The organism is Paraplanobispora siamensis, from assembly GCF_016863175.1.
Classification (GTDB): domain Bacteria; phylum Actinomycetota; class Actinomycetes; order Streptosporangiales; family Streptosporangiaceae; genus Planobispora; species Planobispora siamensis.
The window spans coordinates 165,396-182,570 of sequence record NZ_BOOJ01000036.1 but is presented as its reverse complement, the minus strand read 5'-3'; the positions used below and the strand labels follow the sequence as shown (position 1 = coordinate 182,570).

The window sequence follows — 17,175 nt, the reverse complement described above, 5'->3', positions numbered from 1 at the left end:
CGGCCGTAGGCTCCGCTACGGCCTCCTCCTCCGCCTTTCGGGGCATCCGCCCGGCCGATCCTCGCCACGGCAAAGATTCACAGGCCACCCCTTGAGGACAACCATCGGTTGTCGGTCACTCGCACCGGTTGTTGGCCGCCGTGCGGGCCGGGCGGCTTTCATGGTCGCCATGAAGAGATTGATCGCCACGGGCGACCCCTCCCACCCCGTCGAGCTCGCCGAAGACGCGCAGCCCGTTCCCGCCGCCGACGAGGCCCTGATCAGGGTCGAGGCGTTCTCGGTCAACAGGGGCGAGACGTTCCTGCTGGAGAACCCCGACCCCGGGCTGCGCCCCGGCAAGGACGTCGCCGGCCTCGTCGTGCAGGCCGCCGCCGACGGCACGGGTCCCACCGTCGGCACGCGCGTCGTCGGCCACCCGCCCGCCGGAGGCTGGGCCGAGTACGCCGCCGTGCCGACCCGCTCGCTGGCCGTCCTGCCGGACTCGGTCGACGCCGTCGAGGCCGCCGCGCTCCCGCTCGCCGGCATCACGGCACTGCGCCTGCTGCGTACGGCGGGCGCGGTCACCGGCGCCCGCCTGCTGCTCACCGGCGCCTCCGGCGGAGTCGGCCACTACCTCACCGAACTCGCCGCCAACGCCGGGGCGGAGGTCACCGCGGTGACGGCCTCGCCGGAACGCGGGCGGCGGCTGACCGAGCTGGGCGCCGCGCACGTCGTGCACGACCTCGCCGACGCGCAGGGGACCTTCGACCTGGTGCTGGAGTCCACCGGCGGCCCCGTCCTGCCGGCCGCGCTCGCCCGGCTGCGCCCCGGCGGCACCCTCATCTGGTACGGCCAGGCCAGCCGTACCCCGGTCACCTTGAACTTCTTCGACATGTTCGACGGTCCCGAGGGCGCGAGCATCAGGCACTTCCACTACGCCGGAGACCCCTACGGCCCGGATCTGGAGACCCTGGTCCGGCTCGTGGACACCGGACGGCTCCGGCCCGAGGTGGGCCGGGTCGCCGACTGGGCCGACAGCGCGTCGGTGCTGGTCGACCTGCGGGACCGGCGCATCAGGGGAAAGGCGGTGCTCACGATCGGAGGGTCGTGACGAGCGGCGCCGCGCGGGGTGACCGGGCCCACCGGCGGAGCCGTGTCCGCGGTGGACGCCGCAGCGGACGCCACGGTGATCGCCGGTGCGATGATGGGCTCCCCCTGTCGCCCCGCGATGAAAGCCGAGAACCTCGATGTCCTCCGTCCAGGTGTCCCCCGCTCCGGTCGCCCCGGCGACCGGTGAACGGCGCCTGCCGAAGGTGAACGGCGGCCGGTGACCGGGCCGCCCCGGATCGCGGAGGTCCCTCGATGAGGGTGGAGGTTTCCCGATGACGGCGGCGAACGCGCAGCCGCCCGCCGCGCCACGGGCCGTCCGCCCGTGGCGGCCGCAGTCGCAAGGGTATGTCCTGCTTCTCGGCGGGTTCATCGCCGTCACCGTCATCGCGCTGGTGAACGCCTCCCGTCTCGGCGTGCCGCGCCGGGGCAGGCTGCTCATCGCCGCCGCCGGAGTCCTCGGGCTGTTCCTCGACGCGGTCATGTTCCTGGGACTCAAGGACTATCCGGTCCTGCCGCTGCTGTCCCTGGACGCGGACCTGAGCCCGTCGCCCCGGGTGACCCTCACGGGCTCGCTCGTGTCGATGCTGCTCTGCCTGACCGTGCACATCGTCCAGCTGGGCGCGCAGCGGCCGTACGACCACAAGGGCCTGCTGCTCTCGCGGGGCGCGGACCACGCACCGATGTGGCTCGCCGGTGCGGTCGCCGTCGTGATCGGGGCTCCGGCCGAATATCTCACGCTGGCCGTACTGGAGGGCTGACCTCCGCCGGCCGGTACTCCAGCAGGACGAGACGCGAGTCGAGCACCTCCGTCCCGGCCAGCTCCAGGCCGGTCCGGGGAAAGCCCGCGAAGGCGGGTTCCCGCCCGTCACCGCCCAGTGTGAGCGGGAAGACCATCAGCCGGAGCCGGTCGACCAGCCCGAGCTCCAGCAGGCCCCGCACCAGCATGAGGCTGCCGATCGAGCGCAGCGGTACCTCCGACTCCCGCTTGAGCGCCCGGATCCCCTCGGCGAGGTCGCCGTGGACGAGCCGTGCGTTCTTCCAGGAGAGCGGCTCCCGCAGGGTGTTGGAGAAGACGGCCTTCGGGAGGTCGTTCATCTGGGTGCTCGCCTCGTCGACGGCCGCGGACGAGATCTCCGCCAGCGTCTCGTAGGTGACGCGCCCCATGAGCAGGATCTGGGGCGTCTGGCTCTCCCGGCGCACCCACGCGTCGAGATCCGCGCCCGGGCAGTCGAAGAAGGCGCCGGTGCCCACCCCGGCGGCGAAGCCGTCGAGCGTCACGAACAGGTCCGCGGTCAGATCCGCCATGATCCACCCCATCCGGTTGCGGAAGCGGTCTCAGTCTCTCTCAGCTTCTCCACAGCTCGCGTAGCCGATTCTGGTCGTGTCGGTCCGTTCCCGCACAGCCCTGACCCGTACAGCCATGATCCGCACAGCCATGATCCATACAGTCATGACAGGAAGTGGGCACATGAGAGCAGCCGTCTACACCCGGTTCGGCCCTCCGGAGGTCCTCACCCTGCGTCAGGTGCCCAAGCCGGAGCCCCGCAAGGACGAGGTGCTCATCCGCGTGCGGGCGATGACGGTCACCTCGGCGGAGTGCGCCATGCGCCGCGGCGAGCCGTTGTGGGGCAGGGTCGTCCTCGGCTTCTTCCGCCCGCGGGCCGGGATGCGCAGGCTGGGCACCGAGCTGGCCGGGGAGGTCGAGAAGGTGGGGGCCGGGGTCACCCGGTTCCGGCCCGGTGACGAGGTCTTCGGGTTCACCGGGTTCCGGCTCGGCGCCAACGCCGAGTACGTGTGCCTGCCGCAGCGGGCCTCGCTGGCGCCCAAGCCGGTGAACGCCTCCTTCGAGGAGGCCGCCGCCGCGGTGGACGGCGCCTCGACGGCGCTGTACTTCCTGCGCAAGGCCGGGGCCCGCGGCGGCCGGAGGATCCTGGTGTACGGCGCCTCCGGCAGCATCGGCACCTACGCCGTGCAACTGGCCAAGCACTTCGGAGCGCACGTCACGGCGGTGTGCGGCCCCCGCAACACCGCCCTCGTCACCGAGCTGGGCGCCGACGAGGTGATCGACTACACCAAGGAGGACTACAGCAGGAGCGGCGCCGTCTACGACATCGTCTTCGACACCCTGGGCAAGACCTCGTTCTCCCGGGCCAGAGCCGTACTGACGCCCGCGGGCCGGTACGTGGCCACGACCGGGCTGCACAACACCTTCCTGTCGCTGGGGATGTCGCTGTCGCGCGGCAGGAGGGTGGTGACGGGGATGTCGGTGGAGAAGAACGAGGCCCTGATCTTCGTCAAGGAGCTCGTCGAGACGGGCAGGCTGCGGATCGTCATCGACCGGCGCTATCCCTTCGAACAGCTGGCCGAGGCGCACCGCTATGTCGAGACCGGCCACAAGAGCGGGAACGTGGTGATCACCGTCGACCACTGACCGGCGGACGGCGTACCGCTGACGCGCGAACGGTCATCCATCCGGTGGCGCCGGGCGTCTCACTTGAGGAGCCTTCCGGCGTACGCTGCACAGGAATTCCCGCTGAGCAGCTGAACGGCTGAACGGCTGAACGGCACGTGAGAACAAGGACGGATCCTCATGAGGCGATGGGTTGCCCCGGCGGTCGCCGTACTGCTCGCGTCCGCACCGGTCGTCGCGAGCCCCGCCGCCGCGAGCACCGCCGCCGCGAGCACCGCCGTGCAGGCGGGCGCCCCCGATCCGGCGCGGGCGGTCAAGCGGCAGCTGCGGGACGAGCGCGGTGTACGGATCTCCGAGACCAGCCGCTTCTTCTTCGGCGAGAAGTCGACGGTCTCCGGGAGCGGGACCCGGATCAGCGGCTATCTCCAGCTGTCCCCTTCGGGTCCGGTGGCGGCGAAGTTCACCTGGTGGAGCCTGTCCCGGCCGAAGGGCGAGGGGCTCCCGTCCGGGAAGTCGGACCCCTACCGGGTGGTCCGCGTCGGCAAGAAGGTGTACGACTCCAGGAACACCTATCCGGGACCGGTTCCCGAGGGCAAGGAGTGGATCCGGTTCCCGAACGATCACCGAGGGGCCGCGGCACGGGACATGGCGCAGGACGCCAGCCTGCAGCCGATCGACGTCTACGACCAGGCCACGATGAAGGCCGTGCTGAAGTGCTCGACGAGCACGCGCGTCTCCGGCGGTTACCTCTACCGGGGCACCATCAGCTACCGCGAGCTGAGCAAGGTGTCCAAGGGCGCCTTCGTCAGCTGGACCTCGGGGCGGCCCGTCACCGCCGAGGGCAAGGGGAAGGTCTCCTGGCGGCTCTGGACCGACCGCGGCGGCCTGCCCACCCGACTGGTCACCACCGACACCGCGGGAACGGGCAAGGACCCGCTGGTCAAGCGGAGCGACACGCGCTACACCCGCTGGGGGTTCCGCCTCGTCGTCACCGCCCCGCCCGCCGACGAGGTCATCGGCGAGGCCGAGCTGCGGGAGTACACCCGCGAGCAGAACGAGCCCATCCCGGAGGACTCCGGGAACACCTGAGGCTCCGGGCATACTCGCGGCTTCGAGAACACCCGCCGCGCCCCCGGCGTGAAAGTTTCATCGCCGGTTGACCGGACGCGGGGCGGACGCTCATGATCATGGTGCCTCGGTCAGGGGGGCGTCGAGTGAATACCGCTACCCGTTGCGAGGTACGCCGATGCCGAGATCTCTGTTACGGGCCGCGTCCGCCGTTCTGCTGACGCTGGCCGCCCTGACCGTCCCCGCCGCGCACGCCGACAACGCTGCTGAGGCCGCCCCGGTCTCCGTGACCGTCAACGCCCGCGCCGCGCTCGCCCTCGTCCCCGAGACCGGCATCGGCACCAACCATGCGATCTGGGACAGCAACCTGGGCACCGACGCGACCGCCGACCTGCTCAAGGACGCGGGCATGAAGCTGCTGCGCTATCCCGGCGGCTCCTACTCCGACATCTACCACTGGGCCGACCACACCGCGCCCGGCGGCTACGTGGCGCCCAACACCGACTTCGACACGTTCATGCGCGGCGTACGGCGCACCGGGGCGCAGCCGATGGTGACCGCCAACTACGGCACCGGCACCGCGGAGGAGGCGGCGGCCTGGGTACGGCACGCCAACGTCACCAAGGGCTACGGCGTCAAGTACTGGGAGATCGGCAACGAGAACTACGGCAACGGCCACTACGGCACCGCCTGGGAGGCCGACGACCACGCCGACAAGAGCCCGGCCGAGTACGCGCGCCACATCGTGGCCTACTCCGACGCGATGAAGGCCGTCGACCCGACCATCAAGATCGGCGCGGTGCTGACCACCCCGGCCAACTGGCCCGACGCGCTGGTCGGCGAGGGCGACGCCGGGAGCTGGAACGAGGTCGTCCTGTCCACCGCCGGGCAGAAGATCGACTTCGTGATCCTGCACTGGTACCCCGGCTCCCTGGACAAGACCTCGCAGATCCCCGACATGATCCACCTCGTCCGGCAGCAGATCGCGAAGCACGCGGGGGCCGGTTCCGAGCGGATCGGCATCGCGATGACCGAGTTCAACACCGGCAGCAGCAGCAACGGCACCAACACCCAGCCCGGTGCGCTGGCCGCCGCCGACGCCTACGCGACGCTGCTGGCCAACGGGGTGTTCACCGTCGACTGGTGGAACGTCCGCAACGGCATCGGCAACGTCACCCAGGTCGAGGGGTACACCGACTACGGCGACTTCGGCCTGCTGTCGAGCGGGACGTGCACCTCCGACGGTAGCGTCTGCGAGCCGGCGTTGAACACGCCCTTCGCGCCGTACTACGCGCTCCAGATGGTGAGCAGGTTCGCCCGCCCCGGCGACCGGTTCATCCGGGCCGCGACCGACCGGGCGAAGGTCGCCGCGCACGCCGTACGCCGCGCCGACGGCGGGCTGGCCGTCCTGCTGATCAACACCTCGTCCGACACCTCCTACCCCGTCGAGATCGACTACTCCGGCTTCAGCCCGGCGTCCGGGGCCCCCACGGTGCTGACCCACACCAACGGCGCCACGGGCATCACCAGTGCGACCGCGGGAAGCGCGACCGGCCAGACGCTGCCGCCCCTGTCGCTGACCACGGTGATCCTGCGTCCCGCCTCCGCCCAGCCGGGCCTGCCGGGCGCGCCGGGACAGCCGGCGGCCTCGGACGTGACGGACGGGACCGCCGAGATCTCCTGGCCCGCCGCCTCCGCCGGGTCGCGCCCGATCGTGAAGTACGAGGTCTACCGCCAGAACGGAGCCGTCAGCGAGCAGATCGGCGAGACCACCGGCACCTCGCTCACCGCGGGCAACCTGAGGCCGGGCACGCGCTACACGGTCAACGTGATCGCGCGGGACAGCGGCGGCGGCGTCTCCCCGCCCTCCGCTCCGCTGACGTTCACGACCGGCACGCCCGCCTCCAGCTCCTGCTCGGTACGGCTGACCAAGCAGACCGACTGGGCCAGCGGCTACGTCGGCGCCGTCGACATCACCAACCACGGCGCGCCGGTCAACGGCTGGACCCTGACCTTCGACTGGCCCAGGAGCTGGCAGAGCCTGGGCAGCGGGTGGAGCGCAGTCTGGACGCAGAACGGGCGGGAGGTCAAGGTCGTCAACGAGCCCGGCAACGGCTCACTGCCCACCGGCGCGACGGCCACGATCGGCTTCGTCGGCAACTACAGCGGCCCGAACGTGCTGCCGTCCCTCTTCACCCTCAACGGAACCGTCTGCACCACCCGGTGACGGTGATCCGGTGAGGGTGGCTCCGATGGCAGCTACCCGGTGACAGCGGCCCGGGGCCGGACGGACCGGCTCCGGGCCGACAGGGGCTCAGGGGCTCAGGGGCTCAAGAACTCTCGGACTCAGGGGCTCAAGAACTCTCGGACTCAGGTGCTCTTGAGCTCAGGTGCTCTTGAGCTCAGGTGCTTTCGAGGAGGGCGCGCACCTCGTCGGTCTCGGGGACGCCGAGCTCCTCGTAGAGCCGCAGGGCCGAACGTCCGTGCTCACGGGCCCGGTCGTCGTGCCCGAGACTCAGGTGGGCCCTGGCCAGACCGTCGTGCGCGCGGGCCTGCTCGGGCCGGTTGCGCGCCGTACCGGCCAGGGCGAGCGCCGCGGTGTGCTCGTCGATCGCCCGCGCCGGATCGCCCAGCGCCAGGACCGCCTCGCCCAGCCCGTTGAAGGCCGCGGCCTCGTCGCTGCCGTTGCCCATGGCCCGGTAGAGCCTCCCGGCCTCGCGATGGCGGGCCATCGCCTCCTCGGCCCTGCCCTGGTGCCGCAGGGCCACGCCGATGTGGTCGAGGACGCGCGCCTCACCCAGCGCGTTGCCCTCCTTGCGGTGCAGGGCCAGGGCCAGGTCCAGATGGCGCCGGGCCTCCTCGTGGCGGCCCGTCTGGACCAGGATCATGCCGAGGTCGGCGAGGACGAACCCCTCCCGGGACCAGTCACCCGCGATCCGGGTGAGGTCGAGCGCCTGCCTGAGGTACTGCTCGGCCCTGGCGCTCTCGCGGCGGCGCCAGGCCACGTTGCCGAGGGCGTTGAGCGCGAGCGACCTCTCGTCGTCGTCCTCGCAGACCTCCAGCGCCTGGTGGGCGAAGGACTCCGACTGCTCGTAGTCGCCGCGCCGCCAGTGCGTCCAGGAGAGGTCGGAGAGCGCCCGCCCCGGCGGCATGGCGTGCTCCCCGAGCGCGCGGCTCCGCTGCAGCGCGATGCTGTGCAGGGTCAGGGCGTCGTCGTGGTGGGCCTGACGGTCGAGGTACGGGCTCAGCGCCACGGCGAGGTGACTGATGCACACGTTGGGCCCGTGGACCACGGTCGCGATGATGTTGGAACGCTCGGCGTCGAGCCAGCCGATGGCCTCCGCCGCGCCGGCGATGGGCTCCACGGGCGTGATCTGGGGCGGCATGTTCGGCCGGTCGGGGACCCGGTGGGGGAACAGCTGCTTGACCGCCGAGCGGGACCGGTGCAGATAGTGCAGCAGCAGGCGCATGAGCGCGAGGTCGTCTTCGGCGAGGGAGCGGGCGTGCTCGCGCAGCAGGTCGTGCAGGGTGTAGCGGCCCGGCTCGCGCTGCAGGAGCATGTGCGCGTCCAGGAGGTTCTCCAGCAGCTCCTCGGCCTCGAACACCGGGACGTCGGCGAGGGCCGCTGCGGCGTGCGGCTCGATGTCCTGGCCGGGGGCCAGCCCGAGCAGCCGGAACATCCGCTGCTCCGCCGTACTGAGCTGCTCGTACGAGACCGTGAACGCCGCCGCGACGCTCCGCTCGGAGGTCGCCAGCTCGGCGAGCCGCCGCCGCTCGTCGTGCAGGCGGCCGGCCAGGTAGGACACCGTCCACCGGGGCCGGTGCTGCAGGCGCGCCGCGGAGATCCGGATGGCGAGCGGAAGGTATCCGCACAGCTCCAGCACCTGGCGCACGGCCTCCGGCTCGCCGGCGGCCCGCTCGCCCACGATGCTCCCGAAGAGCGCGACGGCGTCCTCGGACGGCAGCACCTCCACCGACAGCGCGTGCGCGCCGTCCAGGCCGACCAGCCGCCGCCGGCTGGTGATCAGCAGGAGGCTGTCGGAGACGCCGGGGAGCAGGGGGCGCACGTGCTCGTCGTCGGCTGCGTTGTCCAGGACGACGACGACGCGGCGCTGCGCCAGCTCCGCGCGCCACAGGGCGCTCCGCTCGGCCTCCGCGGTCGGGATGTCGGTCAGGCCGAGCTGCCGCAGCAGTGCCTCGAGCGCGGCGGAGGCCGGGAGCGGATCCTGACCCGTGGTGTGCGCCCGCATGTCGATGAAGAGCTGGCCGTCCGGGAAACGGCCGGCCAGACGGTGGGCGGCGCGGACGGCGAGCGTGGTCTTGCCGATGCCGGCCATGCCGTCGATCGTCACGATCGTGTGCCGGTGCTCCGCGACGAGCCGGTCCAGCTCGGTGGTACGGCCGGCGAAGTCGGGGATGTCGTAGGGCAGGAAGTTCGACCGGGCCTTCTCCCTGACCTCGGTCCCCGCCTCGGTCTCGGTCCCGGCCTTGACCTTGACCTGGAGCTCGGGGGCGTCGGCCAGGACCGCCCGCTCCAGCTCGGCGAAGGCGTGGCCGGGGTCGAGGCCCTGCTCCTCGGCGAGAGCCGTACGGTATGACCGGGCCGCGGCCAGGGCGTCGGCCTGCCGCCCGGAGCGGTGCAGGGCCAGGACGAGGTGGCCGACGAGCCGCTCCCGCAGCGGGTTGGCCGCCACGTGACCGGCCAGCTCGTCGAGCACCCGGGCGTGGTGACCCGCGTCGAGCTCGGCCTCCATGAGACGCTCGATCGCGGTCAGCCGCCGGTCGTCCAGCAGCGCGCGGGCGCCCTGCGCGTAACCGGCCTGCACGTCGGCCAGGGCGTCGCCGTTCCACAGTCCCAGCGCGTCCCGGAACCGGCCCGCCGCGACCAGGTCGGCGAAGTCCTGCACGTCGAGCTGACCGGGCTCGGGGGTCGCGACGTAGCCGCCCGGCCGGGTCTGGAGGATGTGGTCGGCGCCGACGCCGCGGAGCGCCCGGCGCAGGGCGGTGATCGCGGCGTGGATCTGCGACCGGGCGGTGTCGGGCTGGTCGTATCCCCAGATGGCGTCGATCAGCTTCTCCATGCTGATCACCCGTCCGGCGTTGAGCAGCAGGTAGGCGAGCACCGCACGATGCCGCGGGGCGATGCCCTGCACCGCACCGCCGTCGGCGGTCACCTGCACCGGGCCCAACAGCGTGAAGCGTGTCTGCACGTATCGCCTTCCATCGTCGACGCATCGCGAATGTATCAATCCGTGCGGACATTCTCGTTCTCACCGGCACGACGGCACCACTGAGCAGGCAAGACGACCAGTTGAGACCAGCACGACGACACCGCCGAAGCCCGCACGACGACCCGCTGAGGAGCGAGAACATGCAAGCACGGATGAAGAACCCCGCCATGATCATTCCGGCCGCGATGCAGCCGATCCAGGGCCTGATGCAGGCCGTCCAGTCGCAGAGCGTCCCCGAGGAGCTCCTGGACCTGGTGCACCTGCGGGTCAGCCAGATCAACGGCTGCAGCTTCTGCGTGGACAGCGGGCTGAAGAAGCTCAGGAAGACGGGCGTGAGCGACGAGCGGATCGGCCTGGTGTCCGCCTGGCGCGAGGCGCCGTACTACACCGACGCCGAGCGCGCCGCCCTGCAGCTGGCCGAGACCGTCACCCGGCTGGCCGACCGCGCCGACGCGGTGCCCGACGAGATCTGGGACGCGGCCACCGACCACTTCGACGAGCAGGAGCTGGCCACGATCCTCCTGATGATCGCCGTGACCAACCTGTTCAACCGTCTCAACGCCCCCATCCGGCAGATCGCCGGCACCTGGTGAAGGAAGTCGATCTCCCATGTCTGTCATCCGAACCCACACCTACTCGGTCGACCCCGCCGACCTGGAGGAGTTCCTGGCCCGCCGGGCCTCGCTGATCGGCACCGTCCGCGAGACGCACCCGGGGCTGACGACGACCCGGCTGGTCAAACTCGACGACGGCACCTACAGCGACACCTGGCACTGGGAGAGCGACGCGCAGATGGGCGCCGCGCTCGCCGCCATCGCCACCTTCCCGGAGGCCCCGCTGGCCATGGCGCTCACGAAGGACGCGACGGTGCAGAACGGCCAGGTCGTCGACGAGCGCTGAAGCCGTACATCGCCCGCGTCGAGTTGTGGCTTCACCGGCTCTGAACCACAGAAAGGGGCTCCCCGTCCGGGGAGCCCCTTCACAGCCGTTTCCGCGAAGGGCCGGGCGGTGAACGACTCGGAACCACGGGAGAACGGGCCGGCCGGACCGACGCCGGACTGACACGCATGGAGGCGTACGGCCGGTGGATGGGAGGATGCGAAGATCGGAACCCGCTCGACGGAAGAGAACCCCAGGCATGGCCGTCATCCACCACACCGCCCTGAAGCCGACCAAGCTGGAACTGCTCACCGCCTGGCTCCCCTCCCGGCCGTGGTACTCCGGCGGCACGGGCGAACCGGAACTGACCAAGGCCGGCGGCTTCCGCCTGGACGACCCGGAGGGCGAGGTCGGCATCGAGTTCATGGTGGTCACCGACACCTCCGGCACCCAGCCGGTCGCCTACCTGGTGCCGCTCACCTACCGCGGCGCCCCGCTCGACGAAGCCGAGCACGCCCTCGTCGGCACCATGGAGCACGGAGTGCTGGGCCGGCGCTGGGCCTACGACGGCTGCCACGACCCGGTGCTGGTCGCCCAGTTGCTGGCCCTGATCGAGGGCCGGGCCCAAGCCCAGGACCAGAACACCAGCGACACCCCCGACCGCGAGGTCACCCGCTCCTACACCGGTGACACCCTCGTCCCCACGGACTTCACCGCCACCGACGACCAGGCGGGCACCGAACTGCGCGCACCGTACGGCACCACCCTGCGTCTGCACCGGGCCCTGCGTCCCGCCCCGGACACCACGCCCGTCCTCCCCCCGGAAACGACCGGCCACGTCACCGGCTCCTGGCACCTGCCGGACGGCACCCGCACCCGAGGCCTGTTCGCCGTCCTCCACCCCGGCCGATAGGCCCGCCCGCGGAGCGCGTCCGGGGCGTCGTCGCCGGTCAGTCCTCGATCACCAGGACTCGAACCGGATCGAGGTGATCCTGTCGTTGATGCTCAGGTTCGGGTAGAACCTCTGCGGACCGATCTCACCGATCATGGTCGTGCAGTTGGCACCGTCATAGAGGGTGATGCCGCGAGCCCTCCGGTTGTACGTCGAGCTGGCCTTGTTGTTGATGGACGGCGGCAGGTTCCAGCAGGTGCCGTAGTCCCAGTCGCCCCCGATGGACCACGGTCTTCCCGGATAGTTGGCGTCCACCCACAGGCAGAAGGCGTTGCTGGGGCAGTCCGACCTCGCCGCGTGCGCCGGAGGAGCGCTGAGGAGCGCCCCGGTCACGGACGCCAGCGCGAGGGCAACGAGGAACCGTCGACGCAGAAACCTTCTCATGCAGTGCCTTCCAGGTCCGATGAGCTACGGTCGCGCAGGTACACCGACTATCCCCGACGGCGTTGTGAAGATCAAGATGACCTCCGCCGCAGGTCCCTCACCACGACGGAGCCGGCCGGGGATTGCCCTGCGCACCACTCGCCATGCAGGTCCAAACCCTCAAACGGGGCAGCGATCGCCGCCCCCCGGGCCACGTACGAGGGGTCGAGCTCGTATGTCGCCGACGTCCCGTCGGTCACAGGCGCGCCGGTCTCCCGTGGAGGGGTCAGAGGTCGCGTGCCGGCCAGCTCTTGACGACAGCCGCGGCCTTTCGACCACACTCACCATCGTGGCGATGGAGTGCGTCCATGATCAGAGCAGCCAGGATCCTGGTGGGGAGATCGGGATGCCGGCGATCGACTCCGAAGTACATGGCGAGACGTTTGCGTACAGCCTCGTCCCAACTGAGCACCGTGATATCCGCGGCGGAATAGCGCTGTCGTTCCATGGTGCCGGCCTCCGCTGGCGTCGTCCCATATGGGCAGACCATAGCCAACCGATCCGAGGCCTGCCTCGCACCAGGAAAGAGCTTCGGATATACAGCTCTTTAGGGCTGAAACCTCCAAAAAGAGGATATGCCTTAGCTCCCCTGCTTCTTTGGTGATTCCCCTCTGGGAACACGCGGTCAATCAGGATGCAAGCAGCCGTCAAGCGCCGAGAACTACCAATGATCACCGCGTTCGCGGGTTCTGTTCATCGGAGCGATTGACCGCTCTCCTTTAACGCATCGGATACGGCTGATCCAGTGACGGCAGAGATATTCGGCGGTGCGTCCGCCGCTTCCGGAAGAGTCGGCGGAGGATGGACATGACGTCGGCCCGCCGGCCCATCAGGTCCCGGTCGAACCGCGTCGTCCGCGGTATCGCATCATGGATTTCCGGTACCCCGGTCACTCCGAACCAGATCTCCTGCGCCAGCGTGGTGTTCGCGGGTGCGGCGGGATGGGCGCTGTACGGGGCACCGGGATGGGCCGGATGCCTCGCCGCGGCGGTGCTCATCCAGTTGAGGCTGCTGTGCAACGTGCTGGACGGCCTCGTCGCGGTCGAAGGCGGGAAGAGGTCCCCGACCGGCGCGCTGTACAACGAGTTCCCGGATCGTGTCGCCGACTCGCTCATCATCGTCGGGGCGGGGTACGGCGCGGGGCTGCCCGAGATCGGGTGGCTCGCCGCGCTTCTCGCCGTGACCACCGCGTATGTCCGGGTGTTCGGGGGTGCGCTCGGCTTCGAGCAGGAGTTCCCCGGCCCGATGGCGAAGCAGCACCGGATGGCCGTCCTGTCGACCGGTTGCCTCGCCGGCGCGGTCGAGTCCCTCCTGACCGCGACGCAGTACTCGCTCAAGGCGGCGACAGCGGTCGTGGCCGTCGGCTCGGCCGTCACGTGCTGGACCCGAAGCCGCGCCATCGCCAGGAGACTGCGGGCAGCCGATGTCTAGTCTCCTCAGGACGGCGCTGGTCTGGCTGGTGCGAATCGTCGTCGGCGCCCACCCCCGATACATGTCCGCCCTGGCGACCGGCCGCCAGAGGATCTACTTCTCGAACCACACCAGCCACGTCGACACGATGGCGATCCTCGCCGCCCTCCCCGCGCGGCTCCGCAGGGGCGTACGGCCGGTGGCGGCGCGCGACTACTGGGACTCCTCATCGCTCAGGAGCTTCGTCGCGCGGCGCGTGCTCGACGTCGTCTTCGTCGACCGGCAGGGACAGGGCACGGGTGACCCGCTCGACCCGCTGCGGGAGGCGCTGCGCGAGGGGGCCTCCCTGGTGATCTTCCCTGAGGGGACCCGGGGCGCGGGACCGGAGCCGGGGTCGTTCCGGAGTGGGATCTTCCGGCTCTCAGGGGAATTCCCCGACGTCGAACTCGTCCCTGTGAATCTGTCGAACCTCAATCGCGTCATGCCCAAGGGGAAGGTGATCCCCGTTCCCCTCCTGTGCCGGGTGGGATTCGGGACTCCGCTGGAGCGGGTGCCCGGCGAGGAGAAGGACGCTTTCCTGCAACGCGCTCGGGACGCCGTCATCACGATGGGAAACAGCTGACATGCCGTACGTCTTCTGGGTGACGATCGCCGGGATGGTGGCGGTGCTCGCCACGGCGACAACGGTGGGAGCGGTCCTGGCGCGCCGCGTCGGCCCGGAGAACCCGACGGTGCTGAACCTCAACCAGCGGATCAACGCCTGGTGGGTCATGATCGCGGTCGCGGGCACCGCGATCGTCGCGGGGAGCCACGCGACGATCGTGTTGTTCGCGCTGTGCTCGTTCTTCGCGCTCCGCGAGTTCATCACGCTGACCCCGACCGAGGAGGGCGACTACTCGTCGCTGCTGCTGGCGTTCTACGTCGCGCTCCCGGTGCAGTTCGCGCTGCTCGCGTTCCGCTGGTACGGGCTTTTCGCGATCTTCATTCCGGTCTACGTGTTCTTCGTCGTCTCGGCCGCCGCCGCACTGTCGCAGGACACCACCGGCTTCCTCGAACGGAACGCCAAGATCCAGTGGGCGCTGATGGTGTGCGTGTACGGCCTGAGCCACGCCCCCGCGCTGCTGATGCTGGAGATCCCCGGTTACTACTCCGACACGGGCCCGCTTCTGCTGTTCTTCCTGCTGGTCGTGCAGTCGAGCGATGTCTTCCAGTACGTGTGCGGCAAGCTCTGGGGCCGCACACCGCTGTCACCGAAGGTGAGCCCCTCCAAGACCGTCGAAGGGCTCGCCGGGGGCGGCCTGGCCGCGGTACTGCTCGGCGTGCTGCTGCACGGGCTGACGCCGTTCACCCCCTGGCAGGCCGCACTGATGTCGCTCGCGATCGTGGCGGCCGGCGTGATCGGCGGCCTCGTACTGTCGGCGGTGAAGCGCTCGCTCGGCGCCAAGGACTGGGGCGAGATGCTGGCCGGGCACGGCGGGATGCTGGACCGGGTGGACTCCCTGTGCTTCGCCGCACCCCTGTTCTTCCACCTGACCCGCTACTTCTTCGCCACCTGAACCCCGCAGGCTCCCGGACCGTTGTGTAATCCTCAATGAATTGAGGGTCGTAGAGCTGAGGGCGTCCCGCATGTACGCGGGTGCGATATTCGCCGTATGCCGCTCACTGAAGAGGCTCGGCACGTAGCTTCCCAGCAATACGCATAATTCAGAGTTTCAACGTAGAAGCGACCCCGTACTTGTCCGAACCACGCCGTTCCCGGATGATCCAGATATTGAGCGGGACGCGCCGAAGGGCAACGATGAAGGCATTATTGGTTCTACTGAGCGTCGCCACGGCGGGGGCACTGGTCGCGGTTCTCCTGATATTGCGGAATTCGGCGGACAGCGGTACGGGTGAGGAGCACATGGCCTCGGATTCCTCCGTCGCGGCCTCCGCTTCCCCCACGGCCCGGAAGAGCGTGCTGCTGGACGTCGAGGGTGCCGTCATCGAGGAGTTCTCCGGCGACTGCGCGGGCAGCGGGTACCCCTACCTCTGCCGGCATGTCAGAGAGCGGCTTGTCGCCGAGGACCCGCGGCTTCTCACCCACGGCGGCCTGACGATCCGGACGACGATCGACCAGCGGCTCCAGCGGGCGGCGCAACAGGCCATCGACGCCCACGTCCACCGCGACGACCCGCAGATCGCCACCCAGGTCATGATCGTTCCAGGCGAAGGCGCCGTCAGGGCCATGGCCACCAACCGCGGGGCCGCCGACGGGCCGGCCTTCCGGCAGGGCACAACGGCGATGGCCTACACGCTGACCGCCGCACTCGCGGCCGGCCTACGGCACGACGACGGCTTTCTCGTCTCCGACCAGTACCGCCCCCAGGACTACGCGACGTTCAAGGACTGCGCCGGCCGGGCTGTCGGCGAACCGGCCCACGTCATCTTGAACCTGGAGAAGAACGGGGACCGGTTCGTCACCCTGCGATCAGGCACCCGGGACGTGGTGAACACCTTCTACATGCGCCTGGAGGAGAAGGTGGGTCTGTGCGAGACCGTCAGAATGGCCGAGCGGCTAGGGCTCAGGCGCGCCGACGGAGGACCGCTCCGGGAGCTGGAGGCGTTCACGCTGGGCATCGACGAGGTCGACCCCGTTTCGGTGGCCAACTCCTACGCGAGCCTCGCCGCCCGCGGCCGTTTCTGTGAGCCGACGGTGATCACGGAGATCCGCGACGGCTCGGGTGCCTCGCGCTCCTTCCCGCCGCGCTGCCGGCAGGTCCTGGACCCGGCGGTCGCCGACGCGGTCACCGGATTGTTGTCGGACGCCTTGGCCGGGAGCGCCCTCAAGGGCATCGATCGCGAGGCTGCGGGCATGCCCGGCACGGTCGACGCCTACGTCGCCGCCTGGTACGCCGGTTACACCCCTGAGCTGGCCTCGGCCGTCAGCCTCGGCGACCCGCGCGGCGCCTTCGAGCACGACCTGGTCGACGTCACCATCGGCGGCCGCCACTACCCCCGGGTGGACGGCACGTCGGTTCCCGGCCTGATCTGGAAGGAGGCGATGACCGAGGCGGTGCGGGGAACGCCCGAGACCGGCTTCACCCGCCCGGACACCGCGCGCTTCGGCGCCTGCCGCGACGCCTGCCCGAACTGACCGGCGCAGACCCGGGCTTCCCGTGATCATTCATCGGTTTAAGTGATCTGCAAGCGGCACACCCCAGACTCTCCTCGCCAGCACAACGTTGCCGTCCACCTGGACGACACGAAGGGGAAAACACCATGCAGTTAGGCAAGAAGCTCACTGCCATCGCCGCTTGCGCCCTCATGGCGAGCGGGGCGCTCGCAGCGTCCCCCGCAGCAGCTACTGCCGCCACGACGGGGGAAAGTGCAGCACGTTATTACTACTACGGCGCCATCGCCGTATCGCGGGACGGCGATATCGGCAGGTCCTGGGACTACAAAACAGAGCGCAGCGCCAAGCGGCGGGCACTGAGGGAGTGCGGCCACTCCAGCTGCAAGGTCCTCACCACCTTCGTCAACGGTTGTGGCGCCGTCGCCTACAACTCCAGGAGAAACGTCTACTGGGGCGGCCGGGGGAGCACTCCCGCCAAGGCGAAGAGGAACGCCGTCGCCAACGCCGGCGGCGGCCGCTGGATCGTCTACCAGTGCACCAAGCGCTACCGCTGACGCGATGCGTGAACGCCTGACGGGGTGAGCACGCCGGCCGGAAC

General features: G+C 70.2%; 17 protein-coding genes. 13 read left to right on the top strand and 4 right to left on the bottom strand.

The window, feature by feature from the left end; translation table 11 throughout:
* Positions 1 to 169: 169 nt before the first annotated feature.
* Positions 170 to 1,090 carry a zinc-binding dehydrogenase gene (locus Psi01_RS22715; RefSeq protein WP_204066087.1) on the top strand — a complete coding sequence of 307 codons (921 nt, stop codon included), beginning with the start codon at positions 170 to 172 and terminating at the stop codon, positions 1,088 to 1,090.
* A gap of 271 nt (positions 1,091 to 1,361) precedes the next feature.
* Positions 1,362 to 1,847 carry a hypothetical protein gene (locus Psi01_RS22710; protein ID WP_204066086.1) on the top strand — a complete coding sequence of 162 codons (486 nt, stop codon included), beginning with the start codon at positions 1,362 to 1,364 and terminating at the stop codon, positions 1,845 to 1,847.
* Here the strand turns inward: Psi01_RS22710 and Psi01_RS22705 are convergent.
* Positions 1,822 to 2,394, bottom strand: a complete 573-nt coding sequence (locus tag Psi01_RS22705) for a dihydrofolate reductase family protein (protein ID WP_204066085.1) — start codon at positions 2,392 to 2,394, stop codon at positions 1,822 to 1,824. The two genes, Psi01_RS22710 and Psi01_RS22705, sit on opposite strands and share 26 nt — an antisense overlap.
* Positions 2,395 to 2,557: 163 nt before the next feature.
* Between Psi01_RS22705 and Psi01_RS22700 the strand changes: the two genes are divergently transcribed.
* The 3 genes from Psi01_RS22700 (at position 2,558) to Psi01_RS22690 (ending at position 6,794) form a co-directional block, all read left to right on the top strand.
* Positions 2,558 to 3,520, top strand: coding sequence for an NAD(P)-dependent alcohol dehydrogenase (locus Psi01_RS22700; protein ID WP_204066084.1), 963 nt, complete (start codon positions 2,558 to 2,560; stop codon positions 3,518 to 3,520).
* A 159-nt stretch (positions 3,521 to 3,679) separates the two neighbouring features.
* Positions 3,680 to 4,588: a C2 domain-containing protein gene (locus Psi01_RS22695; RefSeq protein ID WP_204066083.1), complete on the top strand. Its 909-nt coding sequence runs from the start codon at positions 3,680 to 3,682 to the stop codon at positions 4,586 to 4,588.
* A 157-nt stretch (positions 4,589 to 4,745) separates the two neighbouring features.
* Positions 4,746 to 6,794 (top strand): cellulose binding domain-containing protein, encoded by a 2,049-nt coding sequence (locus Psi01_RS22690; protein WP_204066082.1) that lies wholly within the window; start codon positions 4,746 to 4,748, stop codon positions 6,792 to 6,794.
* A 175-nt stretch (positions 6,795 to 6,969) separates the two neighbouring features.
* On the opposite strand, the gene Psi01_RS22685 is transcribed toward Psi01_RS22690, so the two are convergent.
* Positions 6,970 to 9,777 (bottom strand): AfsR/SARP family transcriptional regulator, encoded by a 2,808-nt coding sequence (locus Psi01_RS22685; protein ID WP_204066081.1) that lies wholly within the window; start codon positions 9,775 to 9,777, stop codon positions 6,970 to 6,972.
* A gap of 161 nt (positions 9,778 to 9,938) precedes the next feature.
* On the opposite strand from Psi01_RS22685, the gene Psi01_RS22680 reads away from it, so the two are divergent.
* The 3 genes from Psi01_RS22680 to Psi01_RS22670 all read left to right on the top strand — a co-directional run bounded on the left by Psi01_RS22680 (position 9,939) and on the right by Psi01_RS22670 (position 11,590).
* Positions 9,939 to 10,391 carry a carboxymuconolactone decarboxylase family protein gene (locus tag Psi01_RS22680; RefSeq protein ID WP_204066080.1) on the top strand — a complete coding sequence of 151 codons (453 nt, stop codon included), beginning with the start codon at positions 9,939 to 9,941 and terminating at the stop codon, positions 10,389 to 10,391.
* Between the two features lie 16 nt (positions 10,392 to 10,407).
* Entirely contained in the window at positions 10,408 to 10,698 is a 291-nt protein-coding gene (locus Psi01_RS22675; protein ID WP_204066079.1) for a hypothetical protein, read from the top strand.
* Between the two features lie 238 nt (positions 10,699 to 10,936).
* Positions 10,937 to 11,590: a maltokinase N-terminal cap-like domain-containing protein gene (locus Psi01_RS22670; protein ID WP_204066078.1), complete on the top strand. Its 654-nt coding sequence runs from the start codon at positions 10,937 to 10,939 to the stop codon at positions 11,588 to 11,590.
* Between the two features lie 48 nt (positions 11,591 to 11,638).
* Here the strand turns inward: Psi01_RS22670 and Psi01_RS22665 are convergent, their stop codons facing one another.
* Complete coding sequence (locus Psi01_RS22665; RefSeq protein ID WP_204066077.1) at positions 11,639 to 12,013, bottom strand: peptidase inhibitor family I36 protein; 375 nt, start codon at positions 12,011 to 12,013, stop codon at positions 11,639 to 11,641.
* A gap of 265 nt (positions 12,014 to 12,278) precedes the next feature.
* Positions 12,279 to 12,500, bottom strand: coding sequence for a hypothetical protein (locus tag Psi01_RS22660; RefSeq protein WP_204066076.1), 222 nt, complete (start codon positions 12,498 to 12,500; stop codon positions 12,279 to 12,281).
* 353 nt (positions 12,501 to 12,853) lie between these two features.
* Here Psi01_RS22660 and Psi01_RS22655 point away from each other — a divergent pair, with 353 nt between their 5' ends.
* The 5 genes from Psi01_RS22655 (at position 12,854) to Psi01_RS22635 (ending at position 17,131) form a co-directional block, all read left to right on the top strand.
* Positions 12,854 to 13,483 carry a CDP-alcohol phosphatidyltransferase family protein gene (locus tag Psi01_RS22655; RefSeq protein WP_307819255.1) on the top strand — a complete coding sequence of 210 codons (630 nt, stop codon included), beginning with the start codon at positions 12,854 to 12,856 and terminating at the stop codon, positions 13,481 to 13,483.
* A complete protein-coding gene (locus Psi01_RS22650) occupies positions 13,476 to 14,084 on the top strand; it encodes a lysophospholipid acyltransferase family protein (RefSeq protein WP_204066074.1) in 609 nt (202 codons plus the stop codon). The genes Psi01_RS22655 and Psi01_RS22650 overlap by 8 nt, the downstream gene beginning before the upstream one ends.
* Position 14,085: 1 nt before the next feature.
* On the top strand, positions 14,086 to 15,018 hold the full coding sequence (locus Psi01_RS22645; protein WP_204066073.1) for a phosphatidate cytidylyltransferase: 933 nt from the start codon (positions 14,086 to 14,088) through the stop codon (positions 15,016 to 15,018).
* Positions 15,019 to 15,365: 347 nt separating this feature from the next.
* Positions 15,366 to 16,598 (top strand): hypothetical protein, encoded by a 1,233-nt coding sequence (locus Psi01_RS22640; protein ID WP_204066072.1) that lies wholly within the window; start codon positions 15,366 to 15,368, stop codon positions 16,596 to 16,598.
* Between the two features lie 125 nt (positions 16,599 to 16,723).
* Positions 16,724 to 17,131: a DUF4189 domain-containing protein gene (locus tag Psi01_RS22635; protein ID WP_204066071.1), complete on the top strand. Its 408-nt coding sequence runs from the start codon at positions 16,724 to 16,726 to the stop codon at positions 17,129 to 17,131.
* Positions 17,132 to 17,175 lie beyond the last annotated feature (44 nt).